The organism is Mycobacterium sp. NGS39, assembly GCF_059812765.1.
In genome coordinates, this window is record NZ_JCALDH010000009.1 from 143184 (window position 1) to 169124 (window position 25941).

Sequence of the window (25941 nt, forward strand, 5' to 3'; positions counted from 1 at the left end):
ACCGCGGTGACGACGTACCAGTCGCCCGCGACCGCCGCGGCGCCGACGGCTGCTCCGCCGGCCGTTCCGCCGTCGTGCCGGGTGTCCATCCTGGCCGGCGACTCGCATCAGATCGACCTCGTGCTGCCGTCGGCGGCTCCGCTGTCCACCCTCATCGATCCCACCGTCGCCGCCATCAACAAGGTGCTGCGCGGCCGCGGCGCCCCCGAATTGCCCAGCGCGACATACGAATTCGCACGGGTGGCCGGGATGGCGGCGCTGGCGTCGGACGTGTCGCTGGCCGGTCACAACATCGTCGACGGCGAGGTCCTCGTACTCACGCCCGCCGGCACCGCCGAACGGTTCGGCCCGGTGGTCGAGAACGTCTCCACCGCGCTGGCGCAGTACGCCTCGGAGCACTTCGTGCGGGTCAGCGCCGAAACCGCGATGGCGGTGGCTGTCGCGATCATGGGCGGCGCACTCGCCGTCGCCGGCGCGCTGTTGTGGCGGCTGCGCTGGGCATCCGAAAGTTCCGTCCTGGTCCCTGCACTGCTGGCGGGGGTGGCGCTCGTGCTCGTCGGGGTCGCGGTGCTGGGCACCCGGCTCGGCGCGCTGCGCGTGGTCAACGACGGCGCGGCGTGGGCGGCGATCGCATTGGCCACGCTGGCCGCTGCCACGGTTCCGCCGGGCGGAAACCCGGGCGCTCCGCACGCGTTTTTGGCCGCGGTCACCGCAGTCGCCGCCACCTGGCTCCTCGCGCGGCTGACGGGTCGCTACTTCGCCGCGGTCGCCGCGGTGATCACCGGCGGAGCAGGGGTGATCACCGCCTCGGCCATCCGGATGTATTGGGCGGTCCCGGCACCACGGCTGGCGGTCGGCATGCTGGTCGCGGTGCTCGTCGCGACGGCGGCGGCGCCGGCTGTCGCGCTGTGGCTCGCCAAGGTGCCGCGCCAGACCTTCGGCTCGATCACCGGACGAGACATCTTCGCCCGCGCCGCCGGACAGCCCGAAGACACCGTCTCGCCTGTCGAATCGGGGCCACCCGCCGACGTCACTCTGACCGGTGAACAGGTGGCGGCTGCCGCCCGGCGGTCGAACACCGTGCTGACCGGCGTGCTGCTGGGGATCGCCGCGCTCACGGTGCCGTCAGCGCTCGTCGCGGTGACACCGGGCGCCGACCAGCAGTGGGCGCAGCTGGTGGTCGTCGGTACGGTCGGCATGATTCTGATCTTGCGCGCCAGGGCTTTTCGCGACCGCCGGCATGCCATCATCCTGGTGCTGGCCGCCACCGCCGCAATGATCGGTGCTGCCGCGCGCTACGGATTCCATTCCGCGGCAAGCGATTCCACTGCCGCACTGGTCGCCGCGGGCGTGGCGATCGGCATTGCGCTCGCGGGTCTGCTGGCTGCCACCGTGGTGCCGCCGCGGGTGTTCTCACCGCCGGTGCGCAAGGTCGTCGAATACACCGAGTACGTGTTGTTGGCGCTCATCGTGCCGTTCGCCGCGTGGGCCGTCGGCCTGTTGCACTACATCCGCTACCACTGATGTGCGGCGCATCGGTTCGGGCAGCAGCAGCTGCCACTGCCGCGGTCGCGCTGCTGGCCGCCAACCTGCTGATGCCGGCAGCGGCAGTGGCGATCGATCCGCCGACGATCGATCCCGGGGCGCTGCCTCCCGACGGTGTCCCGGGCCCCGACCAGGAGATGAAGCAGGACAACACCTGTGCGGCACCACTTACCGTCGCCGTCCCAGATGTCACCCAGCCCGCGCCCGGAAACGTCATGCTTGCGATTCCGCAAGCCTGGAAGTTCTCCACCGGCGCCGGCGTGACCGTCGGCCTCATCGACACCGGCGTGACACCGAACCCGCGACTGCCCGCGCTGGCCGCAGGTGGCGACTACGTGATGGGGCTCGCCAACGGGGGTCTGACGGACTGTGATTCGCACGGCACCATCGTCGCGTCGATCATCGCCGCCCACCCGTCGGATCCCGCGGCCAAACCACCGCCGATGCCGGCCGGCGTGGCGCCGCCGCCACCGCCACCGCCACCTCCGGCGTCACCGTTTCCCACCACTCCCCCACCACCGCCACCCAAACCGTCGACGGTGACCGTCACTGCGCCACCTCCTCCACCGCCACCGCCGCCACCGGGCGAAGAGCCACCACCGCCCGACGCCCCCGCTGCGGGGCCGGGTGACGAGGGCGGCGACCAGCCGGTGCCCCCTCCGCCGCCCGGCAGTCCGGACGGTGTCGTCGGCGTCGCTCCGGACGCGGCGCTGATCTCCGTGCGCCAATCGTCGGCGGCGTTCGGTCCGGCCAAGCCGTCTGCCGGCGACGAAGGCGAGCGGCGCGAAAAGGCTGGCGACATCGCGACATTGGCGCGCGCGATCGTGCACCTGGCGAACTTGGGCGTGGACGTCATGAACATCTCGGTGACGGCATGCATCAATGCGGCCGCGCCGATCGACCAGGCCGCGCTCGGTGCGGCAGTGCGATATGCCGCGGTCGAGAAGGACGTGGTGATCGTCGCGGCAGCCGGCAATGTGGGCGAAGAGAACTCCTGCGGGCAGAACCCGGTGTTCGATCCGCTGCGTCCCGACGATCCACGCGACTGGCACGAGGTGACGACGATCGTCACGCCCGCCTGGTTCTCCGACTACGTGCTGGCTGTCGGCGCGGTGGCCCCGGACGGTCAGCCGCTGCCCAAGAGCATCGCCGGGCCGTGGGTGGGGGTGGCGGCGCCAGGGCTGCAGATCATGGGATTGTCGAGCCTGGACGGCGCACCCGTCAACGCGCTGCCCGCCCGTGAGCCGGGTAAGGCGAATCCGTTCTGGGGCACCAGCTTTGCGGCTGCCTACACCAGCGGGGTGGCCGCGCTGGTACGTGCCAAGTATCCGCAACTCACAGCGCACCAGATCATTCGCCGCATCACCGCGACCGCGCACAACCCGCCCCGCGGCGTCGACAACACCGTCGGCTACGGCGTGATCGACCCCGTCGCGGCGCTCACCTTCGACGTCCCCCTCGGCGATCCGAAGCCCCCCGAACGGCTCACCTCGTTCCTGCGGGTTCCACCGCCCGCGCCGGCACCGGATCTGCGGCCGCGCCACACCGCGCTGATCGGCGCCGCCGTGGTCGTCGCAATCGTGGCCGGGGTGACCGGGGCGGCCGCGCTGCGCAGGAGGAAGTCGTGAGAGAGCGGACCATCGGGGTGGCCCTTACCATCCCCGCGGTGATCGGCGCTGAGGTCGTCGTGCTGGCCGGACTCGCGCTGTTCCCTCCCACCCGAGGCCCGTGGTGGCCCGTTGCGGTGATCGCCGTGATCGCCATCGCGGCTCTGCTGGTGACGGTGCATCGGCGCAGTGCGGTGGGCTGGCTGGTTGCGCTGCTGCGATTTTGGCGACGACGGCGGCGCGGCCCAGTGGTGGTGCCCGCGGCGGTGGACATCCCGCACGGCTCGCAGCTGTACGGAGTGCGGATCGACGGCGGCGAGGCGATCACCATGGTCGCGGTCTCCGGGCAGGCGTATTCGCCGACCGTCCTCACCGGCTCGGCGACCGCGCTGACGCCCAACCTGCTGCCGCTGGATGCGCTCACCGCGCTGCTCGATCAGCCGGGCGGCATCCGGTTGGCGGGTATCGACATCGTGGCCAGCGGGGTGCGGGTGCGGCGCGGCATCGGCTACCCGCCGCTGTACAGCACGCTTCTGGCGGACCGGCCCGCTGCCGGGCAGCGGACCACGTGGCTGGTGGTGCGTCTGGACATGGCACGGTCGAGCAATGGGCTGCGGTATCGCGCGTCGGTCGGAGCGGCCGCGGCGGCGGCTACCGAGCGGATCGTCAACGCGCTGCTGCAGCGCGAAGTTCGTGCCAGCGCATTGACGGCAAAGGATCTCGACGCCGCGATGACCGAACTCGGCGCTGGCTTGGTCACGCCCGCTCAGGTGCTGGAAAGCGTTGATGCCGAGCCGGTTTCGGCCGCACGGCGTGCCACACCCACGGAGGCCTGGAGAACGATCCGGCAGCATCCGGGGTTCTTGAGTTCGTACTATTTCTCGGCCGAGGACATCACCACCAACGCGTTGAACCAGATGTGGGCGCTGCATTCCGACGCGGTGGTGCAAACCGTGTCGTTGACCAAGAAGCGCAGCCGCACCGACGGGCGCGCCTGGGTGTCGGCGATGGTGCGGCTGTCCGACCCGCAGCCGCCGGCGAATCCGCCCACGCTCTACCTCAATACGCTGCCGGGCGAACAAGGACCGGCTGCGGTGCGCTGCGTGCCCGCCGCGCGCAGGTTCGACCGGCTACCCGCGCGGCCATTGGACAAAGAAGGCCTCGACATTCCCATCGGGTCGTCGGGCGTGTTGGTGGGCACCACCTTGCGCGGCGACTTGCTGCTGATGGCGCTGACGGATCCCGACCAATCCACCCGCATCAGCATGAAGACGTCGGCGGCATACACCCGTCAGTTGCTGGTGCGCGCTGCCGCAGTCGGCGAACGGATCGCCATCTACACCGACAACCCCCGTCGCTGGACCACGCTCGAGCAACCGCTGATCGCCCTCGTCGACCGCAGCCACCCGCCCGAGTTCGTGCCGTCGATCATCGTCAGCGACCGCGCCGCCGGCCCGCCGCCCGCGGGGCTGGCGTCAACCGTGATCAGCCTGGACGATTCGGAACACCAAGCGGCCGCGGATATTTCGTTCACCCAGACGTCGCCGTCGATGGTACGGATCACCACCGCGGCGTTCAGCGCCGACGTGCACATCGCAACCTTCAAGGCCGAACAACCCTTCCTGGGCCAGCCCGTCGACGAGATGGCACTCTGAGGACCGCTATGACATCGCCGAACGATCAGCGCCGCGCGTTCGACGCCGCGATCGAAAGTTACAAAGCAGGCAACACCGCTGCCGCGCTCAGCGCGTTCCGCTCGATCACCGCGGCGCAGCCCGCGATGTCGGATGCCTGGTTGGGCCGACTGGCATGCGGTGACCTTGATATCGCGGTGCTGCGCGGCGCGCACGAGAATTCCCGGTCGCTGTACCGCGAAACGCGCCGAATCGGGCTCGTCGACGGGGACCTGCACGCTCGGATCGACGCGCCACTGTACGTGACGATGCCGGTGTGGTCCCGCGCGACGATCGCGCTGGCATATGCGACAGCGTTGATAGCCGAGCGCGATTTCGCAACCGCGATGAAGGTGCTGGAGGATCCGGTGGTCACCGGTGACGCGATGGCCGCGCAGTGGTGTCAGTTCGTCACCGCGGCCGCGTATCACATCGCGAAGCGGTGGCCGGATGTCCTTGTCGCGACGGCGAAGTCGCCGCCGGCGCACGCCACGCACGTCATCGCCGATCTGACGGCCGCGGTCGATACCCTGGCCGCCTCCGCCGCAGCCAGCCTCGGTCAGTTCCAGACCGCGCTCGACCGCGCCGCCGCAGTTTCAACTGGCAACCAGTACATCGCCGCCGACGCAGCCCTGACTAAGGGCTGGTGCTTGCGCGAGCTGGGGCAGGAAGACGACGCACGAATCAGCTTCGAGCAGGCGACCGCCAACGGTGTGCTGCTGGACGCCGCTCGGCAGGCGCTGGCGAATCCCGGTTACCGGCTGGTGGTCACTGATGCCGAAACCATTGCCACCCGCACCGATCCCTGGGATCCCGATACGGAGACCAGCCGCGAGGAACGGGCGGCTGCCGCGCTGGCCGACCAGAAGGAGAACGCGCTGGCCGCCGCACAGGCCAAGCTCGACGAGCTCATCGGGCTGGCCGGCCCCAAGGAGCAGATCACCGTGTGGCGCACCGAGATTCAGATCGACCAGATCCTGGCCGCCCGCGGTGAGGAGACGTCGACCACGCATGAGAATCACATGGTGCTGGAGGGTCCGCCCGGGACCGCGAAGACGTCGTTCGCGCGGATCGCAGCCGAGTTCCTGTTCGGCCTCGGCAAGATCGAGCGGCCCACCGTCGTCGAGGTCACCGAAGAGGACCTGGTCGTCGGGTACATCTCGCAGACCGCCGCGCGGATGAAGGAAGTCTGCGAATCTGCTTTGGGCGGAGTGCTTTTCATCGACGAGGCCTACCGACTCGCGCCGGAACACGAAGGCCACTCCTTCGGCAAGGACGCCATCAACACGCTGCTGAAGTACATGGAAGATTACCGGGACCGTCTGGTGGTGATCGTCGCCGGATACCCCAAGGAGATGCGCCGGTTCATGAAGACCAATCCCGGTCTGGCATCACGCTTCCACCTGACGTTGAGCTTCGAAAGCTACACCCCCGAGGAGATCGTTCAGATCGGCCAGCACATCGCCCGCAAGGAGAAGATCTCGATCGCCGACAGCGCATGGCCACTGCTCGAGGCGGAGGCGACGCGGCTGCGCAACACCCCGATCGATCACGGCACGGCGCTGGACACGGCGGGCAATGGCCGGTTCGCGCGCAAGGTCGTGATCCACTGCAAACACGAACGCGCCCGTCGGCTGTCCACCACACCGCCGCACCTGCTGGCGCAGGCCTCCAACGACGATTTGATCGTCAACGACGACGACATGCGCCGCGCCATCGCCGCCGCGCTGGCGACACAGTAGGTCCGACCCGCATCAGCTAGCGGCGTCGTTGTTCTTGGCGCCGGTTCGGCCGGTCGCCGTCGTCCCCGTCCCCGAGGCATCGGTGGATCGGTGTGTGCGCGACGGCCGCTGCGGTTTGGTGGCCTGCTGACGAGATGCCGGCTCACCTACGGTGGGTCCTGTTGCAGCCCTTGACTTTTCGGTATCGGCCGTGCGTGACGGCCGGTGCAGTGTCGACGGGGTGGTGTCGCGCGGCGCCGACGATGCTCGCGGCAGCGGTCGCAGGGATTGACGTGTGGTGGCGACGTTCGACGTCGAACGGGCCTGCTGGTCAGACCTCGTTGCGGCGTCATTCGTGTCGGCATCGGCTGCTGTGGTGCCTGTGGTGCCCAGATTGGGCGCCACCCGCCGCAGCAACTGAATCACCGCGGCGTTCAGTCCATTCGGCTGGCCTTGCGGGAACAGGATGTTGTCTTCGGCCCATGCGGTCAATGAGAAGAGGGCCGGCTCGATGATGCTGTTCAACGCGGCCGGTATGCCCAGCCCGTTGACCACTGCGTCGAATGCCCTCGCCGGTGGCCCTTTTAGTTGCGCGAAGATCTGGAATGGGTTGAAGGCCTCGTTGACGGCTGTGACGAGCTGGCGGTATGGCGCGCCTATGGTCGCCGTCGATTGGGTTTCGGCTTTCGTGAGGGAATCGGTGAGTGCCTGGTATCCAGGCAGTTGCGCGCCCACGATCTTGGCGGCGTTGTTGGCGCCCTCGACCACCGCCTTGGCCAGCTGAATGGTCAGTGTCGCCGGGTCGGTCACCGGAATCAGTTGCGCCGGTGTCGGTTCGCCGAAGGGAATGGACCTGTCGTAGCCGGCCTCCACCAAGACTTTGAAGAACGGTTCGACGACGTCGATGAGCTTTTCGGGCACGCCGATCAAGCGCAGCGGATCGAACAGCGGCAGATCGGTGGTGGGAATCCAGTAGTACGTGGTGTCGCCGTATTGCTGAACGACCGTGCCGGGCACGTACTTCGGGCTGGACGGATCCAGGCTGACCTCTTCGCCGTAGAGGGCATGCACGAACACCACGCCCAGTATCGCGTTGGCCGTCGACACCAGGTCGAGCGGGAACTGCGGTGTGTCAGCCAAACCGTCGTACTGGCGGGCGATGTCGATGGTTTTGAAACCGGTGTCGGTGGGTGCGGCGCCGTTGAAGGTGAAGTCGAAGAACGGGATAGTCACGCCTGAAAACCGTTCCGCGATACCGCCATTGGGTCGGTTGCCCATACCGATTCCCACGAAGGTGACATCGGGAACCTGCTCACCGCGCGCCTGGCGAGCCGCGAGTTCGGCCTTCACCTTCATCGACACGACAGTGCTCTGTGAATACCCGAAAACCACGAACGGCCCCTTCTGGCCGGCCATGGCGTCCAATAGCGAGTCGACACCGACGTCGACGGAGTGGTTGATGCCGAGGATCTCTTCTGGTGTCCATACCGCAACTGGCGTGTACCCGTCGGCATCGGGCACGGTTGGAGCGATGAAGTCGCGGATCGCCGATGCCATGAATCCCCGGCTCGGTACGGGAAAGGTTGTGCCGTCCATGATCAGTGCGTTGGTCAGCAGCCGCACATTGAGGAACGACGGCGTCAAGGCCAGTAGCGCCGCGCACACGAAGGCCACGGCGACGAGGAGGGCGCGGGCCGCCGCTGTCCACTGCGGCACCTGAACCATCACCCGCTGACGTCTCAGGTCCCCTCCGGCCTGACGTTCGGTGGACTTGTGGCGCATGATTGCCCTCCGTATCGCAAGCGCGCCGGACTTCCTCTCGGGGGAGCATGCTGTCACATTTCACCAGTAAGCGGTGGAGGGGCGTTCTAACTGCTCGTGCTGTCCCCAACGCCGACTTCATCCACAGCCGTTGCCGCGGCTCCACGCGCGGTGGCCAGTTGTGTCGCCCCCCGGTCCTACCGTCAGCGCCATGACGAACTGGATCAGCACCGTTAGCCGCGATCACGTCGAGCTAGGCGTGCGCGGGCGCTTCACGCAGGCCAATCACGGCAAGCCACACATGCTGCGGCGGATGGCCAAGGGCGACTTCCTTGTCTTCTATTCGCCGAAGACTGCCTTGGATGGCGGCGAGCCGCTGCAAGCGTTCACCGCGATCGGGCAGATCGTCGACGACGAGCCGTATCGGCTCGACGACTCCCCGGACGCCCTGTGGCGCAGGAACGTCGACTTCCTTCCCGCCCACGAGGCACCGATCCGGCCGTTGATCGACGAGCTGCATTTCATCGAGGACAAGAAGCGGTGGGGATACAAATTTCGCTTCGGCGTCTTCAAGATCGACGACCACGATCTCGAGGTCATCAGGACGGCCATGACGAGCTGAATCGGGCGTACCGTCGCGGACGTGAGCAACCTGGACGCCGCGCCCGTCGAGGCCACCTGCGCGGCGTCTGGGCAGGCCGGCGTCGAGGTGCTGCACGCTCGCGACGTTCCGCTGGGCGGCCCTCGGGCATTGCGGGTGCGCAGGACGCTGCCGCAGCGCCAACGTTCGCTCGTCGGGGCGTGGTGCTTCGCCGACCACTACGGCCCTCATGACGTGCGACATGCGCCCGGCATGGTGGTTCCACCGCATCCGCACACGGAATTGCAAACTGTCAGTTGGCTTTTCAGCGGCGAAATCGAGCACCGCGACAGCGGCGGAGTGCACGCTTTCGTCCGGCCGGGTGAGCTGAACTTGATGACGGCAGGGGCGGGAATCTGTCACTCGGAGGTGTCGACGGCAGCGACGACGGTTTTGCATGGCGTGCAACTGTGGGTCGCGCTGCCCGAGGCGCACCGACACACCGCTCGGGGCTTCGCCCACTATGTCCCCCAACCGGTTTCGTTCGACGGATTCACCGCGCGTGTGTTCGTCGGCGCTGTGCACGGCATCGCGTCGCCGGTTGAGGTATTCACCCCGCTGCTCGGCGCCCAACTCGACCTTCGTCCCGGCGCCGCGGCTGACCTCCACGTCGACCCCTCGTTCGAGCACGGCGTGCTGTTGGATCAAGGCGACGTGGCGGTGGCGGGCGTACCGCTGGGCACCGGTGATCTGGCTTGCCAAGGCGCCGGGCACACCGTGCTGAGCATCCAGAACACCGGAGGCGCACCCGCGCGCGTGCTGCTTCTGGGTGGTACGCCGTTCGCCGAAGAGCTTGTGATGTGGTGGAACTTCGTCGGCCGCAGCCATGAGGACGTCGTTTCTTACCGCCAATTGTGGGAATCCGAGGACGAACGCTTCGGTGTGGTGGAGGGCTACGCCGGCACGCCCGCTCGATTGCCGGCTCCTCCCCTGCCCACGACGCGACTTCGACCACGACCTGCGCCGGCCAGAAAGGGAACCGATGACCACCGACAAAACGGGCGCTGAGACCACAGTGGCGCAAGAACCCGATCGGTTCACCATCAGCGTCGAGGGCCGGCCGGTCGGCTTCACCGAATTCAAGGACCGCGATCGTCAGCGGATCTTCGTTCACACCGAAGTCGACGACGAGTTCGAAGGCCGTGGACTCGGCACGATCGTCGTCGGCGAAGCGTTACAGGCCACCAAAGACGCGGGCCTTCGCATCGTGCCGATGTGCGAGCTCGTCGCCGCGTACGTCGACAAGCATGCTGAATACAGCGACGTCGTCGACCCGGCGACACCCGACATCCAAGACTGGCTGCGTAACGCCAGCTGAGCGGGTCAGGGGATCGCGCAAACCCTCCGCACAGTGCCATGCCGTTGCTACTCCGTGCGCGGACGTCCCATCCCGCGCCGTATTCGTTAGACAGGTTTAGTATCGGGGAGGCGGACATCTTTCGATCGGGGCAATGCAAGCCGAGGGGCCGGTCGAAGACCACAACGAAGTAGGCGTTCGAACGCGGCATGCAGCGCCGTGCACTGCAGTTGACTTGAGCGACTTGGAGGGCGGGCAATGACTCTTGGGGGATCGGTTCAGGCGCAGCGGTCTTTTCATTTGATGAACACGCACGTGGTCGCGCGTCTGCTGGGTGTGCTGGCTCTGGTGGCCTTTTCGGTGCTGCTGAGCGCGCCGGGCGCGATTCCTTCCGCATCAGCGGCGCCATGCCCGGATGTCGAAGTCGTCTTCGCGCGGGGAACGTTCGAGCCGCCGGGTGTCGGGGTCACCGGTCAGGCGTTCGTCGATGCGCTGCGCTCACGGCTCGGCGATAGATCCCTTGACGTGTATGCGGTGAACTACCCGGCCTCGCTGGACTTCGCGACTGCGGCCGACGGTGTGATCGACGCCAGCAACAAGGTCCGCGACACGGCGACGAGCTGCCCGAACACCCAGATGGTGCTCGGTGGCTACTCCCAAGGCGCGGCGGTGGCCGGCTACATCACCGCGGATGCGGTGCCTACGGGCTACGACTTGCCCGACGGGATCAAGGGGCCCATGGCTCCAGCGGTGGCTGACCATGTCGCAACGGTGGCGTTGTTCGGGAAGCCGTCCAACGGTTTCTTGAACACCATCGATCGCGATGCGCCGCCGATTACCATCGGCCGCCTTTACACGGCCAAGACCATCGAGCTGTGTGTTCCCGAGGATCCGGTGTGCGCACCGCAGGGCAGCGATAACGGCGCGCACGGACTCTATCCGTTCAACGGGATGGCGGACCAAGCCGCGGAGTTCACCGTCCGCCACCTACGCTCAACCGGATCGAACGAAGCACCGCCGACGCCGGAGAATCACGGGTAGACGATTCGTGGCGCCGTCCACCCGACGTCGGACTGCCTTAGATTCGGGGCGTGAGCGCTGCTGACCCGACCACACCGTTGTGGCGGGCCGCCCAAGTCTTTCGGTTGCTCAGTTGCCTGTATGCGCTGGGCTTTCAGATCGCGATCAACTCGGATCTGAAACACCCGGCGGTCGGCTGGCTGTTGTTCGCGGTGTTGGCGACTTGGAGCCTGGCGTGCGGTGTCGCTTACCTGCGTGGCTTCGGCCGTCGCACCAGCTGGGTCGTCGCCGAGATCGTCGTCGTGGTGCTGCTGATGCTGTCTACGCACTTCGTCGCAACTGAGCAGTGGGTCGCCGAGAATCAGTCCTGGCCCACCACGTTGTGGGCGACCAACGCAACCATCTCCGCGGCGATTCTGCGCGGTCCGGCGATCGGCATGCTGACCGCCGTGGTGGTGATGGCCGCCTACGCACTTTTGAAGGGCTACTTCAGCCTCAACCTGGGCCACAACGCGACCATCGTCATCGAGGTGGCGGTCGGACTGGCCGTCGGCATGGCCGCGCGTACTGCTGAGCGCGCCCATACGCAGTTGCAGCGTGCGGCGCGAATGTCGGCGGCCGTCGAGGAACGTGAGCGGCTGTCGCGACAGGTACACGACGGTGTCATCCAAGTGCTCGCCCTGGTGTCCAGACGCGGTCGTGAAATCGGCGGCGCCGCAACAGAATTGGCGCAACTGGCCAGCGAGCAGGAGCGCGCGCTGCGCCGCCTGATCGGCGCTGCCACCGCCGGGCCGGCCGCATCGGCCGACGGGCCGACGGACGTCGGCGGCCTGCTGCGACGTCACGAATCAGACGCGGTGTCGCTGAGCCTGCCCGCCACCCCGGTCCTGATGGACGCCACGGTCGCCGACGAGCTCGACGCCGCCGTCACCAACGTGCTCGCCAACGTCGCCGCCCACGCCGGACCCGGCGCGCACGCGTACGTGCTGCTCGAGGACCTCGGTGACCGCGTCACCGTCAGCATCCGCGACGACGGCGTGGGTATTGCAGCAGGACGACTCGAACAAGCGGCCGAGCAGGGCCATGTCGGAGTGACCAAATCGATTGTGGGGCGGCTGGATTCGCTGGGCGGCCGAGCCGAATTGACCACCGCCCCGGGTTGCGGCACGGAGTGGGAGCTGACCGTGCCGAAGAAGGCGGCGCGCCGTGACTGAGCGTGAGCCGCCCACGGTGATGGTGGTCGACGACCATCCGATCTGGCGTGACGCACTAGCCCGCGACCTCGCCGAGAGCGGATTCACGGTGGTCGCCACCGCCGACGGCGTCGCGGCCGCGGCCAAACGCGCCGCCTTGGTGAAACCCGATGTCGTGGTGATGGATATGCGCCTTACCGATGGTGACGGCGCACAAGCGACCGAGGCGGTGCTGGCGGTGTCGCCGGTGTCGCGGATTCTGGTGCTGTCGGCCTCCGAAGAGCAGGACGACGTGCTGCAGGCGGTGAAGGCCGGCGCGCAGGGCTATTTGGTCAAGAGCGCATCGCGGGAGCAACTTGTCGCCGCCGTCCGCGACACCGCCGACGGCCGGGCCGTGTTCACCGCTGGTCTGGCGGGGCTGGTGCTCGGGGAATATCGGCGCATTGAGCAGAGCCCGGATACCGGGGCGGACAAGCCGCGTCTCACCGAACGCGAGACCGAGATCTTGCGCCACATCGCCAAGGGTTTGACCGCCAAGCAGATCGCCGCCCGGCTGTCGCTGAGTTACCGCACCGTGGAAAGCCACGTGCAAGCCACCTTCCGCAAGCTTCAGGTGAGCAACCGGGTCGAGGCCGCCCGGTATGCCATCGAGCATGGCCTCGACAGCTGAAACGCTCACTGCTGCAACCTGATTCATTGTGCAGCGCTCCTGCTCAGTGCGCGAGCACTCACGAGAGCAGCGAGCATGGTCGTCACGCAGACCAGTCCGTCGCCTTTGAGGCCCCACTTGATCGCCGCCAACGTCGCCACCCCGGCCACACACAACAGCACACCCACCGCCACACCGCGCCGCAGCGACATGTTTACGACAGGGCCGTCCCAGCCGGGAAGCGGATCGTTCTCCAGCGGGCGCAACAGCACAAACAGCAGCGCCACCGCGACAACCACGATGAGCAGCTGCACGGCGCTGACAACGAGGAAGCCGTGCTGGCCCGGATAGCGCGGAGAGCCCACGTAGTCGAAGAGCAAGTGGACACCCAGTAGTGCGGGCATGTGCCACAGGTAAAGCGTCATCGCTCCGGAGTTGCCGACTGCTGTCCACCACCACACCCGCGGCCGCGCCACCCACCGGGCGATGGCCGGCGCAGCGGCAATCGCCAACGCGCACAGGATGATTGCGTGACCCGCCAGCAGAAGCGACGGCGGGCTGGTGTTGGACAGCCGGTGATCTCCGGTGCCGACCATGCTGATCTCATACGGTCCCCATCGCACCAGGGCGACGTCAACGACGAGTATGGCTGCCGCCAGGAGGGCCGCAGCACGGCCGCTGAGCAGCCGACGGCGGTAGCCGACGCCGAACATCGCGGGGATCAGCCAAACCGCAAGGTTCAGGTAGCCCAGCGGCGCCGCGGCGGTCCAATGCAGTCGAACGACGTCGATCAGCGCGATGGCGCCGTAGACCCCCGCGACGCCCGTCGCGAGGTGGGCAGTGGTGGTGATGCGTGACAACAGCGGGATCGCCGCCAGCACAAGCACATACGCGCCGAGGAACCACAGCAGCTGAATGCTGACGCCGGCGATCGGCTCGTAGACGTGTCGTGGCAGCAGTCGATGAAGCACGGTCAGGGTGACCGCCCAGAACGCGAGGTAATAGAAGACCGGCCGAAAGAGCCTGGTGCAACGCTTCATCAGCCACCGGCCCCAGTTGGTACCGGGCGACCAGGACGACACACAGGCCGCGGCGCCGGCGAAGAAAAACAGCGGCATCACTTGGAAGATCCAGGTCAACGCTTGGAACGCCGCCGAGGTGGTGAGCAGGTTGTCCCATATCAGCACATCGCCACGGATGGTGCTGATCGCGATCACGGTGTGACCGACGACCACGGTGATCAGCGCGCTGATCCGGAGGAGATCGAGAACGCGATCGCGGTCAGCCGGGGTGCGCGCGGACAGGTCTGCGGCGGTGGGGAAATCGAGAGCAAGTGCCATCGGTTGAATTGCCTTTCGTTGCAACGAAATTGCGGTTGTCGGAGGCCCGCCCGTTTCAGGCGGTAGTGAAGGGATTGTGTTCGGCCAGCAGCCTTTCCATGCGCGCCTCGTCGAGCCGCACCCGGATGGTGGCTGCCTCGTGCTGGTCGCGGACCACCTTGGCGAGCGTGAAGGCACTCGACACGACGAAAAGGAACGTGATGCCGAGGAAGAGCCGTTGCCACGGGTCGAGTGGCAGGAAGAAGATCCCGCCGAGCGCGGTGAGCAGACTCACCCCGAAAGCGACGGCGGCCTGGACGAAGAAGGCGGAGGTGCTCTTGGACATGGTGTTGGGAACTGTCATGCAGAAAGCCTGCGACGGCGCACCGTTTGTTCGGATCCGTAGAACTACGGAATTCGCATCGCGCCGATGAGTTGCGGCACGCCGGCCGGTCTACAACGGGTGACGGCAGTCGAGGATCGGGTGCCGCGGATCAGAGGAGCAACAGATGCATACCACGATCTTCGTGAACCTGCCGATCGCCGACGTCGAACGTTCGCGAAAGTTCTTCAGCGACTTGGGATACACCTTCAACGAAAGGTTCTGCGACAGCAGAGCTCTTGCACTGGTGCTCGGCGACAACCAGTTCGCCATGCTCACGCAGACCGACTTGTTCGACAGCTTGCACCCAGTCGAGACCACCGACGCGTCCAAGGCCAAGGAGTGCGTCGTCTGCCTGAGCGCCGACAGTCGTGACGCGGTGGACGCGCTAGTGGACCGTGCCATCGCGGCCGGCGGCACGGCCGGCGACACCGAGGACCACGGCTTCATGTACGGCCGCAGCTATGACGACCTCGACGGGCACTCCTGGCAGATCTTCTGGATGGACCCGGCCGCCTGAGCGTCGCTAAGAGGTGGGCACGTCGATAGTCGGGCGCGCCAGGGTCACTGGTGTAGAAGTTGCCGGCGTCGGGCTTCAGTGGCCCAATGACCCGACTCATCACAAATGTGGGCGAAGGGGGACTTGAACCCCCACGTCCCGAAGGACACTGGCACCTGAAGCCAGCGCGTCTGCCATTCCGCCACTCGCCCGAAACAACCGCTAGAGGCTATCACGACAACACCAGCGGTCCCCAACTCGATTCCCACGGAGAAATCGACGTGAAAGCGGCCTCGGGACCGCCGCTGACATGCGCCGATGCGATTCTCAGAGTTCTGTGGTTCCCGCTGCGCCGCCCTAGACCGATACCATGCAGATAGACGAAGTGGTGGTAAGACACGCGGGCACCACCTCGGCGGCAACAAGACGGACAAGGAAATAAGGAAGGGCGGTGGCATGGGCTTCGTTCAGCGCATTGAGCGCAAGCTCGAAGTCACCGTCGGTGACGTGTTCGCCCGCGTCTTCGGCGGCGCGATCGTCCCGCAAGAGGTCGAGGCGGCGCTGCGGCGCGAAGCATCCGACGGCGTGCAAACCCTGGACGGCGGTCACCTGCTCGCGCCGAACGAGTACCTGATCACCCTCAGCGAGTCCGACTACGCCAAGGCGGTCGCCGACCCTGACCTCACGTCCGATACTTTCGCCAAACATCTGGTGGGGTACATCCGCGATCAGGGGTGGCAAACGTATGGTGATGTGGTTGTCCGATTCGAGCAGTCGCCGAAGCTGCACACCGGCCAGTTCCGCGCCCGAGCTGCGGTCAACCCCGACGCCACCCCCGCCCCACAATCACCCCAGGCGCTCAACGCAGAACCAGGAGTAGCACCGATGACTGACAACCCCAGCTACCGCGGCGGACAGGAGCCGGGGCGGCCTGCCGACGATTACTACGACGAACGCTACGGCCGGCCCCAGGATCAGCGTGGTCCCGAGCCCCGCGGTGCGTACCCGCCGCCTCCCGAGCAGGGCGGCTACCCCGAACAGGGCGCTTACCCGCCGCCCCCGCCGGGTGAGCCGGGATACCCGCCCCGCGGTGGCTACCCGGACCAAGGCGGCTACCCCGAGCAAGGCGGCTACCCCGAACAGGGCTACACCGCGCAATACGAGCAGCGCCCCGCGCCCGGGTACGGCCCGCCGCCCAGCGCACCGCCCGCAGGACCGCCGCCTGGGTACGACCAGCCCTATCGCCAGGGCCCACCGCCCGGCGGCTACGGCGGGCAGGGCTACGGCGACTACGGCCGGCCCCCCGGCCCGCCGCCACGGCACGAAGGTTACGGCCGGCCCGAGCCGCGCTACGGCGAGTACGAGCAAGGCGGCTACCAGCAGCAGCCCTACGGCCAACCCGACTACGGGCAACCCGACTACGGCCGTTACGACGCTCCCGCTGGATACGGCGCGCCACAAGCCGGCGAGTACGAGTACGGCCAGGGCGGTTACGCGGGCGCGGGCGGATACGGCCAACCCGAATACGGGCAGAGTGGCCCCAAGACCGTCACGCTGCAGCTCGACGACGGCAGCGGCCGTACCTATCAGCTCCGGGAGGGCGCCAACATCATCGGCCGCGGCCAGGACGCCCAGTTCCGGCTGCCTGACACCGGCGTCTCACGCCGTCACCTCGAGATCCGCTGGGACGGCCACACCGCGTTGCTGTCGGACCTCAATTCGACCAACGGCACCACCGTCAACAACGCCCCGGTGCAGGAATGGCAACTGGCCGACGGCGACGTCATCCGGCTCGGGCACTCCGAGATCGTGGTGCGGATGCACTGAGACCCCGCGCAATCGGCTTCTCTCCCGCGTCGGGGTCCGCCCAAGTATCGTGACGATGCTGATGGGCGGTCGGTCTCGGTGTCACCGGCCCAGATCGAGACAGACGTTGTTGGAGAAGAACGAGGACAAGGGGGCGCCGGATGCAGGGCTTGGTGCTGCAACTGTCGCGCGCCGGCTTCCTGTTGCTGCTGTGGCTGTTCATCTTCGCCGTGCTGCGGATCCTGCGCACCGACATCTACGCGCCGACCGGCGCGGTGATGGTGCGGCGCGGACTGGCGTTGCGCGGCTCGCTGCTGCCCAACCGCCAACAACGCCACAAGGCGCGGTACCTCGTCGTCACCGAGGGCTCACTGGCAGGCACCCGGATCACGCTCGGGAACCAGCCTGTGCTGATCGGCCGCGCCGACGACTCCACGCTGGTGCTCACCGATGACTACGCCTCCACCCGCCATGCCCGACTGTCGCCGCATGGCTCCGAGTGGTACGTCGAAGACCTAGGATCGACCAACGGCACATATCTCGATAGGGACAAGGTGACGACGGCGGTACGGGTTCCGATCGGAACGCCGGTTCGGATCGGCAAGACGGTAATCGAGTTGCGCCCGTGACCCTCGTTCTCCGTTATGCCGCACGCAGCGACCGCGGACTGGTGCGCGCCAACAACGAAGACTCCGTGTACGCCGGCGCACGGCTGCTGGCGCTGGCCGACGGAATGGGCGGTCACGCCGCAGGAGAAGTCGCCTCGCAGTTGGTGATCGCGGCGTTGGCTCACCTCGACGACGACGAGCCGGGCGGCGATCTGCTGGCCAAGCTCGACGAGGCGGTGCGCGAAGGCAACGCGGCCATCGCCGCCCACGTGGAAAACGATCCCGAGCTCGAGGGCATGGGCACCACGCTCACCGCAATCCTGTTCGCGGGCAACAGACTCGGCCTGGTCCACATCGGTGACTCGCGCGGCTATCTGCTGCGCGACGGCGAGCTCACGCAGATCACCAAAGACGACACCTTCGTGCAGACCCTGGTCGACGAGGGCCGCATCACCGCCGAAGAAGCGCACAGCCACCCGCAGCGTTCGCTGATCATGCGGGCGCTGACCGGACACGAAGTGGAGCCGACGCTGATCATGCGGGAGGCCCGGGTCGGCGACCGCTACCTGCTGTGCTCGGACGGGCTGTCGGACCCCGTCAGCGAAGAGACCATCCTGGAAGCGCTGAAGATTCCCGACGTCGCGGAAAGTGCCGACCGGCTCATCGAATTGGCGCTGCGCGGCGGCGGCCCCGACAACGTCACCGTGGTGGTCGCCGACGTCGTCGACTACGACTACGGCCAGACCCAGCCGATTCTCGCCGGTGCCGTCTCCGGCGACGATGACAATATCGCCCCGCCGAACACCTCGGCGGGGCGCGCGTCGGCGTTCAACCCCAAGCGCAATGCCGTCGCCAAACGCGTTGCGATAGAACCCGAACCGCCACCCACCAAGCGACCGCGCCCATGGCGGCGCATCCTCATCGCCGCCGCATTGGTGCTCGTTCTCTTGGTCGCCGCGCTACTGATCGGCCGCACGCTGATCCGCAGCAACTACTACGTCACCGCCTACGACGGCACGGTGTCGATCATGCGTGGCGTGCAAGGCTCGTTGCTGGGCTACCGCCTCCAGGAGCCCCACCTGTTGGGCTGCCTCAACGACCGAAATGAGTTGTCGCTCATCAGCTTAGGGCAATCGCATCCCGGTTGTGAGTTGCTGCGCGTCGACGACCTGCGTCCGTCCGAACGCACTCAGGTGCTCGCGGGTCTGCCCACCGGCAGCCTCGACGACGCGATCGCACAGATCCACAAGTTGGTGCCGGCGTCGCTGCTGCCCATCTGTGCGCCGCCCGCTCCCCCGGCGCCGCCGGCGGCAACCAAGAGTCCCGCGACCGCTGCGGCGCCCACTCCGCCCGCCGTCACCAGCGCCGCGCCCACCACCACAGAAGTCGCCCCGCCGCCGAACCCCAACCCGAGCCCGTCGCTTACCGCCGCCGCACCGCCTCCCGCGCCGACCCCGGTGACCTCACTGCCCCGCGCACCCCAAGAGCCGGGCAAAGACTGCCGGACGGCCGCATGACCACGCAGCCCCAGCCGGTGGTCGCGGTGATGCCGCCACTTCCCAACCGCCGCAATGCCGAACTGCTGCTGCTCGGTTTCGCCGCGGTGATCACCGCGGTCGCACTGCTGATTGTCGAGGCGAACCAAGAACACGGGCTCAGTTGGGATCTGGCGCAATACGTCATCGCCTATCTTGCGTTGTTCGGCGCGGCGCACGTGGCCATCCGGCGCTACGCGCCCTACGCCGATCCCCTGTTGCTGCCAGTGGTCGCTCTGCTCAACGGGCTGGGCCTGGTCATGATCCATCGACTCGACCTCGCTCAGGGCGCCCTGGAATCCGGTACAGCGCAGGGCCCTAGCGCTAATCAGCAGATGCTGTGGACGCTGCTCGGCGTCTCGGCGTTCTCGGTCGTGGTGGTGTTTCTGCGCGATCACCGACTGCTCGCGCGCTACGGCTATGTCTGCGGCGTGGCCGGGTTGATACTGCTGTTGATCCCGGCCCTGCTGCCGCGGTCACTGTCCGAGGAGAACGGCGCCAAGATCTGGATTCGGTTGCCGGGCTTTTCGATTCAGCCCGCAGAGTTCTCCAAGATCTTGCTGCTGATCTTCTTCGCCGCCGTGCTGGTGGCCAAGCGTGGCGTGTTCACCAGCGTGGGCAAACACTTTCTCGGCATGAACCTGCCCCGGCCGCGTGACCTCGCTCCCCTGCTGGCGGCATGGATCATCTCCGTCGGCGTGATGATCTTCGAAAAAGACTTGGGCACATCGCTTTTGCTGTACGCCTCGTTTCTGGTGCTGGTGTACGTCGCCACCGATCGGCTCAGCTGGGTGGTCATCGGCCTGATCCTGTTCGCTGCGGGCAGCGTCGCCGCGTACTACCTTTTCGCGCACGTCGAAACCCGCGTGCGGACGTGGTGGGATCCCTTCGCCGACCCGGACAACACCGGATACCAAATGGTGCAGTCGATGTTCAGCTTCGCCACCGGCGGCGTATTCGGAACCGGTCTCGGCAACGGCCAGCCGGGCACGGTACCGGCTGCGTCGACGGACTTCATCATCGCGGTGGTCGGCGAAGAGCTCGGCCTGGTGGGCCTGGCCGGAGTTCTGATGCTGTACACGATCGCGATCGTGCGCGGCTTGCGCACCGCGATCGCGGTCCGCGACAGCTTCGGCAAGCTCCTGGCCGCCGGGCTGGCGTCGACGCTGGGCATCCAGCTTTTCATCGTCGTTGGTGGCGTCACCAACCTGATCCCGCTGACCGGGCTCACCACACCGTGGATGTCATACGGCGGGTCGTCGCTGCTGGCCAACTATGTGCTGCTGGCCATCTTGGTGCGGATCAGCCATGCCGCGCGCCGCCCGATCGTCACCCGGCCGCAGCAGCCGACGCCGATCGCGGCGGCCAGCACCGAGGTGATCGAGCGGGTATGAACACCTCCCTGCGGCGAGTGTCGGTGACGGTCATGGCCCTGATCGTGCTGCTGCTGCTCAATGCGACGATCACGCAGGTGTTCCGCGCCGACGGGCTGCGCACCGATCCGCGCAATCAGCGGGTGCTTCTCGACGAATACTCCCGGCAGCGCGGACAGATCTCCGCCGGTGGCCAGCCGCTGGCCTACTCGGTGTCGACGCCGGGCCGCTTCCGTTACCTGCGCGTCTATCCCGACCCCTTAGCGTCGGCACCGGTGACCGGCTTCTACTCGCTGCGGTACTCCAGCAGCGGGCTCGAGCGGGCGGAGGATTCGATCCTCAGCGGATCGGACGAGCGGCTGTTCGCCCGCCGGCTGGCCGACTTCTTCACCGGCCGCGACCCGCGCGGCGGCAACGTCGACACCACGATCAAACCTCAGGTGCAGCAGGCTGCGTGGAACGCGATGGTGCACGGCTGCGGCAATGCGCCGTGTCAGGGCGCGGTCGTCGCATTGGAGCCGTCCACCGGCAAGATCCTTGCCATGGTGTCGGCGCCGTCGTTCGATCCGAACCAGTTGTCGTCGCACGACGTGGACGCGCAGACGCAGAACTGGCAGCGGCTGCGCGACGACCCGAATAATCCGATGCTCAACCGCGCGATCTCCGAGACGTATCCGCCCGGCTCGACGTTCAAGGTGATCACCACCGCGGCGGCGTTGCAGGCCGGCGTCACCGAAGACGAACAACTGACCGCCAACCCGTCGATCCAATTGCCGGACAGCACAGCAACTTTGGAGAACTTCGGCGGCAGCCCGTGCGGCAGCGGCGCGACGGCGTCGCTCAAGGAGGCGTTCGCGCGGTCGTGCAACACCGCGTTCGTCCAGCTGGGATTGAAGACCGGTACCGATGCGCTGCGCACCATGGCGGCGGCGTTCGGCCTGGACGCGCCGCCCGAGCCGATCCCCCTTCAGGTGGCCGAGTCCACCGTCGGCCCGATCCCCGACCAAGCGGCCTTGGGCATGTCAGCGATCGGCCAGAAGGACGTTGCGCTGACCCCGCTGCAGAACGCGATGGTGGCCGCGGCGATCGCGAACCGTGGCCTCATGATGCAGCCGTACCTGGTCGACAGCCTCAAAGCCCCCGACCTCACCACCATCAACGCCACCCAACCGCGGCAACTGCGGCGTGCGGTGTCCCAACAGGTCGCGGCTAAGCTGACGGAACTGATGATCGGTGCTGAGCAGGTGACACAGCAGAAAGGGGCCATTCCCGGCGTGCAGATCGCGTCCAAGACCGGGACGGCCGAGCATGGCACCGACCCGCGCAACACCCCACCGCATGCCTGGTACATCGCCTTCGCGCCCGCCCAAAGCCCGCGGGTGGCCGTCGCGGTGGTGGTGGAGAACGGCGGCAACCGGCTGTCGGCGACCGGTGGTGCGCTGGCCGCGCCGGTGGGCCGGGCGGTGATCGAGGCGGCACTTCGGGAGGGCACATGACGGCCCGCGTGGGTGTCACGCTGTCCGGCCGGTACCGGCTGCAGCGGCTCATCGCCACCGGCGGCATGGGACAGGTGTGGGAGGCGGTCGACAGCCGCCTGGGCCGGCGGGTGGCCGTCAAGGTGCTCAAGCAGGAATTCAGCTCCGATCCGGAGTTCATCGAGCGGTTCCGTGCCGAGGCGCGCACCGTCGCCATGCTCAACCACCCCGGCATCGCCACCGTCTACGACTACGGCGAGACGGAGATGGAGGCCGACGGGCGCACCGCCTACCTGGTGATGGAACTGGTCAACGGGGAGCCGCTGAACTCCGTGCTCAAGCGCACCGGCCGGCTGTCGCTGCGGCACTCGCTCGACATGCTCGAGCAGACCGGGCGCGCGCTGCAGGTTGCCCACACCGCGGGCCTGGTGCACCGCGACGTCAAGCCCGGCAACATTCTCATCACACCGACGGGTCAGGTGAAGCTCACCGACTTCGGCATCGCCAAGGCGGTGGACGCGGCCCCGGTGACGCAGACCGGGATGGTCATGGGCACCGCGCAGTACATCGCGCCGGAGCAGGCGCTCGGTCACGACGCCACCGCGGCCAGTGACGTGTACTCGCTGGGAGTGGTTGGCTACGAAGCGGTTTCGGGTAAGCGGCCGTTCACCGGTGACGGTGCGCTCACGGTGGCGATGAAGCACATCAAGGAGACGCCGCCGCCGCTGCCGGCCGACCTGCCGCCCAATGTCCGCGAACTGATCGAGATCACGCTCGCCAAGAACCCCGGCGCACGCTACCGCAACGGCGGGCAGTTCGCCGACGCCGTCGCCGCGGTCCGTGCGGGCCGCCGGCCACCGCGGCCGAACGCCGCACCCACCATCAACCGGGCCGCCCCAGCGGCCATCCCGTCCGGAGCACAGGCCCGCGCCGAGATGACGGGACGCTCAGGCGCGATGACCGGCGCCCGCGTTCGCCCGGCCACCGGGTCGCACCGGCCCCCGCCGCCGCGGCGCACCTTCTCGTCGGGGCAGCGGGCGCTGCTGTGGGCGGCCGGGGTGCTGGGTGCGCTGGCGATTGTGATCGCGGTGCTGCTGGTCATCCAATACCGCGACAAGCAGGAGCAGAACCAGCAACCGCAAGAGACCACGATCACCCAGACCGAGCCTGCTCCTGCCCCGGCCACCCCGGGTAGTTGGACGCCGCCAGGCACCGGGCCACAAACTGGGTACGCACCTCTTGCGGCGTCTGTCGTTCCCGTGTCGCCGCCACCACACGACGAGACCTTGGAATGACGACACCGCAGCATTTGTCCGATCGCTATGAACTCGGCGAGATCCTGGGCTTCGGCGGGATGTCCGAGGTTCATCTCGCGCGGGATCTGCGGCTGCACCGAGACGTCGCGGTGAAGGTACTGCGCGCCGACTTGGCCCGAGACCCGAGCTTCTACCTTCGGTTTCGCCGCGAGGCCCAAAACGCCGCAGCGCTGAACCATCCGGCGATCGTCGCGGTGTACGACACCGGCGAAGCCGAGACGTCCGCCGGTCCACTGCCCTACATCGTCATGGAGTACGTCGACGGGATCACGCTGCGCGACATCGTGCACAACGAGGGACCGATTCCGCCGCGCAAGGCCATCGAGATCATCGCCGATGCGTGTCAGGCGCTGAACTTCTCCCACCAGCACGGCATCATCCACCGCGACGTCAAGCCGGCCAACATCATGATCAGCAAGAGCGGCGCGGTGAAAGTGATGGATTTCGGCATCGCCCGCGCGCTGGCCGACTCCAGCAGCGTCACCCAGACCGCGGCCGTGATCGGTACCGCGCAGTACTTGTCCCCCGAGCAGGCTCGCGGCGACGCTGTCGACGCCCGCTCCGACGTGTACTCGCTGGGCTGCGTGCTCTACGAAATCCTCACCGGCGAGCCGCCTTTCGTCGGTGATTCCCCCGTTTCAGTGGCCTACCAGCACGTCCGGGAGGCGCCCGTCCCGCCGTCGCAGAAGCACCCGGGCATCTCCGCCGACCTCGACGCCGTGGTGCTCAAGGCGCTGGCGAAAAACCCGGACAACCGCTACCAGACGGCGGCTGAGATGCGCGCCGACCTGGTTCGGGTGCACAACGGCGAACCGCCTGAGGCGCCGAAGGTGCTCACTGATGCCGAGCGCACGTCGCTGCTGTCTTCTCCTGCGACCAACCGCTCGGCGTCACCGGTCGCGGTGCCGCCGCGCCAGGACGACGCCGGGCGGGGAGCGGGCAGGAGATCGGTGCGCCGGTGGTTGATCGCTGTGGCGGTGCTGGCGGTGCTGACCGTTGCGGTGACTGTGCTGATCAATGCGATCAGCGGTCCTACCCACGCGGTGCAGGTGCCCAACGTGGCCAACAAGCCTTCGGCCGATGCGGTCGCGACCCTGCAGAACCGGGGGTTCAAGGTCCGCACGCTGCAAAAGCCGGACTCGACGGTGGCGCCTGACCGCGTCATCGACACCGATCCCAAGGCCGGTGATTCCGCCGACCAGGGCTCGGAGGTGACGCTCAACGTGTCCACCGGGCCTGAGCAGCGCGAGATCCCCGACGTGTCCAACATGAGCTACCTCGATGCGGTGCGCCGCCTGACGGCCGCCGGCTTCGGCAAGGTCAAGCAGGTGCTGACCCCGTCGACACCGGAGCAGAAGGACCGCGTCGTCGAAACCAACCCGCCGGCGAATCAGACCGCCCCGGTGACGTTCGAGATCTCCGTACTGGTGGGGACCGGTCCGGAGAAGGCCGACGTGCCCGACGTCGCGGGCCAGTCCGAGGAGCAGGCCCGGGCGACGCTGACTGCGGCCGGCTTCAACAACATCGTCTCGTCGCCGGTAGACAGCACCCGGCCCGCCGGCTCGGTGATCGGCACCAATCCGCCTGCGGCACAGTCAGTTCCGAAGGACGCGGTGATCCAGCTGCAGGTGTCGAAGGGCAACCAGTTCGTGATGCCCGATCTCACCGGAATGTTCTGGACCGACGCCGAGCCGCAGCTACGCGCGCTGGGCTGGACCGGCATCCTGGTCAAGGGCGCCGACGTGCCCGGCAATGATCAGCAGCGCAACCGGGTGGTCTACCAGAGCCCCGCCCCGGGCACCGGGGTGAACCGCGACGGCAACATCACGCTGAAGTTCGGTTCGTAGGGATCAGCGCCGCGCGCACGGTATCGGCGACCTCGTTCTCCAGCCGGCGCACCAGCGCGTCGTCCGGGGCGGCACCGCAGACCGCCAGCCAGTTCGCCAGCATCCGGTGGCCCCCCTGGGTGAGGATCGACTCGGGGTGGAACTGCACGCCGTGGATCGGTAGCTCGGTGTGCTGCAGCCCCATGATCACGCCGCTTTCGGTGTGCGCGGTCGGGGTCAGGTCGTCGGGCACCGTGTCGGGCAGCACGGTCAGCGAGTGGTACCTGGTTGCGACGAACGGGTTCGGAAGTCCTTGCAGGACACCGTCATTCGTGTGGTACACGGTGCTGGTCTTGCCGTGCAGCAGCTCGGGCGCACGGTCCACGGTGGCGCCGAACGCGACGCCGATGGCTTGATGGCCCAGGCATACGCCGAGTAGGGGAGTGCCGGTCTGGGCGCATGCGCGCACCAGCGGGATCGACGCGCCGGCACGTTCGGGGGTGCCCGGCCCGGGGCTCAGCAGCACGCCGTCGTAGTCCTGGGCGACAGCGACCGGATCGGCGAGGTGCGGGTCGTCGTTGCGCCAGACCTGCGCCTGGACCCCCAGCTGCCCGAGGTACTGGACCAGGTTGAAAACGAAGCTGTCGTAATTGTCGACGACCAGAATGCGCACCATGCCAGGTTAACGGGCGCCGG

At 67.5% G+C, this 25941-nt stretch carries 22 protein-coding genes and 1 tRNA gene; 18 read left to right on the forward strand and 5 right to left on the reverse strand.

The genetic code is table 11. The features are described from left to right. The first annotated feature begins 6 nt into the window (after positions 1–6). Genes eccD through eccA form a run of 4 tightly spaced genes read left to right on the forward strand, consistent with a single transcriptional unit; the run spans position 7 to position 6567 of the window. Positions 7–1524 carry a type VII secretion integral membrane protein EccD gene (gene eccD / locus AC5Y39_RS14490; protein ID WP_500017679.1) on the forward strand — a complete coding sequence of 506 codons (1518 nt, stop codon included), beginning with the start codon at positions 7–9 and terminating at the stop codon, positions 1522–1524. Continuing rightward, the gene (locus AC5Y39_RS14495) at positions 1524–3173 is read left to right on the forward strand and encodes a S8 family serine peptidase (RefSeq protein ID WP_500017677.1); all 1650 of its coding nucleotides are present in this window, start codon (positions 1524–1526) and stop codon (positions 3171–3173) included. The genes eccD and AC5Y39_RS14495 overlap by 1 nt, the downstream gene beginning before the upstream one ends. After that, positions 3170–4807 carry a type VII secretion protein EccE gene (gene eccE, locus AC5Y39_RS14500; protein WP_500017676.1) on the forward strand — a complete coding sequence of 546 codons (1638 nt, stop codon included), beginning with the start codon at positions 3170–3172 and terminating at the stop codon, positions 4805–4807. Before AC5Y39_RS14495 ends, eccE begins: the two co-directional genes overlap by 4 nt. Before the next feature lie 8 nt (positions 4808–4815). Beyond that, the gene (gene eccA, locus AC5Y39_RS14505; RefSeq protein ID WP_500017674.1) at positions 4816–6567 is read left to right on the forward strand and encodes a type VII secretion AAA-ATPase EccA; all 1752 of its coding nucleotides are present in this window, start codon (positions 4816–4818) and stop codon (positions 6565–6567) included. A gap of 12 nt (positions 6568–6579) precedes the next feature. Here the strand turns inward: eccA and AC5Y39_RS14510 are convergent, their stop codons facing one another. After that, positions 6580–8328 carry a PE-PPE domain-containing protein gene (locus AC5Y39_RS14510; RefSeq protein WP_500017672.1) on the reverse strand — a complete coding sequence of 583 codons (1749 nt, stop codon included), beginning with the start codon at positions 8326–8328 and terminating at the stop codon, positions 6580–6582. Positions 8329–8518: 190 nt separating this feature from the next. Here AC5Y39_RS14510 and AC5Y39_RS14515 point away from each other — a divergent pair, with 190 nt between their 5' ends. The 6 genes from AC5Y39_RS14515 (at position 8519) to AC5Y39_RS14540 (ending at position 13127) form a co-directional block, all read left to right on the forward strand. Continuing rightward, positions 8519–8929, forward strand: a complete 411-nt coding sequence (locus AC5Y39_RS14515; RefSeq protein ID WP_500017670.1) for an EVE domain-containing protein — start codon at positions 8519–8521, stop codon at positions 8927–8929. 21 nt (positions 8930–8950) lie between these two features. Continuing rightward, positions 8951–9955, forward strand: coding sequence for a pirin family protein (locus AC5Y39_RS14520; RefSeq protein ID WP_500017668.1), 1005 nt, complete (start codon positions 8951–8953; stop codon positions 9953–9955). Further along, positions 9930–10265, forward strand: coding sequence for a GNAT family N-acetyltransferase (locus tag AC5Y39_RS14525; RefSeq protein ID WP_500017666.1), 336 nt, complete (start codon positions 9930–9932; stop codon positions 10263–10265). Before AC5Y39_RS14520 ends, AC5Y39_RS14525 begins: the two co-directional genes overlap by 26 nt. Positions 10266–10547: 282 nt before the next feature. After that, positions 10548–11285: a cutinase family protein gene (locus AC5Y39_RS14530; RefSeq protein ID WP_500017664.1), complete on the forward strand. Its 738-nt coding sequence runs from the start codon at positions 10548–10550 to the stop codon at positions 11283–11285. A 50-nt stretch (positions 11286–11335) separates the two neighbouring features. Continuing rightward, positions 11336–12478, forward strand: coding sequence for a MacS family sensor histidine kinase (gene macS / locus AC5Y39_RS14535; protein WP_500017662.1), 1143 nt, complete (start codon positions 11336–11338; stop codon positions 12476–12478). Positions 12479–12497: 19 nt separating this feature from the next. Further along, positions 12498–13127, forward strand: a complete 630-nt coding sequence (locus tag AC5Y39_RS14540) for a response regulator (RefSeq protein ID WP_500017965.1) — start codon at positions 12498–12500, stop codon at positions 13125–13127. 23 nt (positions 13128–13150) lie between these two features. Here the strand turns inward: AC5Y39_RS14540 and AC5Y39_RS14545 are convergent, their stop codons facing one another. Both AC5Y39_RS14545 and AC5Y39_RS14550 read right to left on the reverse strand, forming a co-directional pair. Continuing rightward, positions 13151–14446, reverse strand: coding sequence for an acyltransferase family protein (locus AC5Y39_RS14545; protein WP_500048235.1), 1296 nt, complete (start codon positions 14444–14446; stop codon positions 13151–13153). A gap of 55 nt (positions 14447–14501) precedes the next feature. Beyond that, complete coding sequence (locus AC5Y39_RS14550; protein ID WP_499912535.1) at positions 14502–14789, reverse strand: YiaA/YiaB family inner membrane protein; 288 nt, start codon at positions 14787–14789, stop codon at positions 14502–14504. A 145-nt stretch (positions 14790–14934) separates the two neighbouring features. Here AC5Y39_RS14550 and AC5Y39_RS14555 point away from each other — a divergent pair, with 145 nt between their 5' ends. Then, positions 14935–15327 carry a VOC family protein gene (locus tag AC5Y39_RS14555; protein WP_500017658.1) on the forward strand — a complete coding sequence of 131 codons (393 nt, stop codon included), beginning with the start codon at positions 14935–14937 and terminating at the stop codon, positions 15325–15327. A gap of 108 nt (positions 15328–15435) precedes the next feature. On the opposite strand, the gene AC5Y39_RS14560 is transcribed toward AC5Y39_RS14555, so the two are convergent. Next, a tRNA-Leu gene (locus AC5Y39_RS14560) sits at positions 15436–15518 on the reverse strand. A 244-nt stretch (positions 15519–15762) separates the two neighbouring features. Here AC5Y39_RS14560 and AC5Y39_RS14565 point away from each other — a divergent pair. The 7 genes from AC5Y39_RS14565 (at position 15763) to pknB (ending at position 25266) form a co-directional block, all read left to right on the forward strand. Continuing rightward, the gene (locus AC5Y39_RS14565) at positions 15763–17133 is read left to right on the forward strand and encodes an FHA domain-containing protein (RefSeq protein WP_500017656.1); all 1371 of its coding nucleotides are present in this window, start codon (positions 15763–15765) and stop codon (positions 17131–17133) included. 140 nt (positions 17134–17273) lie between these two features. Beyond that, a complete protein-coding gene (locus AC5Y39_RS14570) occupies positions 17274–17741 on the forward strand; it encodes an FHA domain-containing protein FhaB/FipA (protein WP_499912814.1) in 468 nt (155 codons plus the stop codon). Further along, positions 17738–19237, forward strand: coding sequence for a PP2C family protein-serine/threonine phosphatase (locus AC5Y39_RS14575; RefSeq protein ID WP_500017654.1), 1500 nt, complete (start codon positions 17738–17740; stop codon positions 19235–19237). The genes AC5Y39_RS14570 and AC5Y39_RS14575 overlap by 4 nt, the downstream gene beginning before the upstream one ends. Beyond that, a complete protein-coding gene (locus tag AC5Y39_RS14580; RefSeq protein WP_500017652.1) occupies positions 19234–20649 on the forward strand; it encodes an FtsW/RodA/SpoVE family cell cycle protein in 1416 nt (471 codons plus the stop codon). The genes AC5Y39_RS14575 and AC5Y39_RS14580 overlap by 4 nt, the downstream gene beginning before the upstream one ends. Beyond that, positions 20646–22124 (forward strand): D,D-transpeptidase PbpA, encoded by a 1479-nt coding sequence (pbpA, locus tag AC5Y39_RS14585; RefSeq protein ID WP_500017650.1) that lies wholly within the window; start codon positions 20646–20648, stop codon positions 22122–22124. Before AC5Y39_RS14580 ends, pbpA begins: the two co-directional genes overlap by 4 nt. Next, entirely contained in the window at positions 22121–23398 is a 1278-nt protein-coding gene (locus AC5Y39_RS14590; RefSeq protein WP_500017648.1) for a protein kinase domain-containing protein, read from the forward strand. The genes pbpA and AC5Y39_RS14590 overlap by 4 nt, the downstream gene beginning before the upstream one ends. Continuing rightward, positions 23395–25266, forward strand: coding sequence for a Stk1 family PASTA domain-containing Ser/Thr kinase (gene pknB, locus AC5Y39_RS14595; protein ID WP_500017646.1), 1872 nt, complete (start codon positions 23395–23397; stop codon positions 25264–25266). The genes AC5Y39_RS14590 and pknB overlap by 4 nt, the downstream gene beginning before the upstream one ends. Here the strand turns inward: pknB and AC5Y39_RS14600 are convergent. Beyond that, positions 25244–25918, reverse strand: coding sequence for an aminodeoxychorismate/anthranilate synthase component II (locus AC5Y39_RS14600; RefSeq protein WP_500017644.1), 675 nt, complete (start codon positions 25916–25918; stop codon positions 25244–25246). The two genes, pknB and AC5Y39_RS14600, sit on opposite strands and share 23 nt — an antisense overlap. Positions 25919–25941: the final 23 nt, after the last annotated feature.

Coding starts and splice junctions, on each gene's coding strand:
- AC5Y39_RS14495 (WP_500017677.1), top strand. CDS start 1,524: ATGTGCGGCGCATCGGTTCGGGCAGCAGCAGCTGCCACTGCCGCGGTC.
- eccA (WP_500017674.1), top strand. CDS start 4,816: ATGACATCGCCGAACGATCAGCGCCGCGCGTTCGACGCCGCGATCGAA.
- AC5Y39_RS14510 (WP_500017672.1), bottom strand. CDS start 8,328: ATGCGCCACAAGTCCACCGAACGTCAGGCCGGAGGGGACCTGAGACGT.
- AC5Y39_RS14515 (WP_500017670.1), top strand. CDS start 8,519: ATGACGAACTGGATCAGCACCGTTAGCCGCGATCACGTCGAGCTAGGC.
- AC5Y39_RS14525 (WP_500017666.1), top strand. CDS start 9,930: ATGACCACCGACAAAACGGGCGCTGAGACCACAGTGGCGCAAGAACCC.
- AC5Y39_RS14530 (WP_500017664.1), top strand. CDS start 10,548: ATGAACACGCACGTGGTCGCGCGTCTGCTGGGTGTGCTGGCTCTGGTG.
- AC5Y39_RS14540 (WP_500017965.1), top strand. CDS start 12,498: ATGGTGGTCGACGACCATCCGATCTGGCGTGACGCACTAGCCCGCGAC.
- AC5Y39_RS14545 (WP_500048235.1), bottom strand. CDS start 14,446: ATGGCACTTGCTCTCGATTTCCCCACCGCCGCAGACCTGTCCGCGCGC.
- AC5Y39_RS14550 (WP_499912535.1), bottom strand. CDS start 14,789: ATGACAGTTCCCAACACCATGTCCAAGAGCACCTCCGCCTTCTTCGTC.
- AC5Y39_RS14555 (WP_500017658.1), top strand. CDS start 14,935: ATGCATACCACGATCTTCGTGAACCTGCCGATCGCCGACGTCGAACGT.
- AC5Y39_RS14565 (WP_500017656.1), top strand. CDS start 15,763: ATGGGCTTCGTTCAGCGCATTGAGCGCAAGCTCGAAGTCACCGTCGGT.
- AC5Y39_RS14570 (WP_499912814.1), top strand. CDS start 17,274: ATGCAGGGCTTGGTGCTGCAACTGTCGCGCGCCGGCTTCCTGTTGCTG.
- AC5Y39_RS14580 (WP_500017652.1), top strand. CDS start 19,234: ATGACCACGCAGCCCCAGCCGGTGGTCGCGGTGATGCCGCCACTTCCC.
- pbpA (WP_500017650.1), top strand. CDS start 20,646: ATGAACACCTCCCTGCGGCGAGTGTCGGTGACGGTCATGGCCCTGATC.
- AC5Y39_RS14590 (WP_500017648.1), top strand. CDS start 22,121: ATGACGGCCCGCGTGGGTGTCACGCTGTCCGGCCGGTACCGGCTGCAG.
- pknB (WP_500017646.1), top strand. CDS start 23,395: ATGACGACACCGCAGCATTTGTCCGATCGCTATGAACTCGGCGAGATC.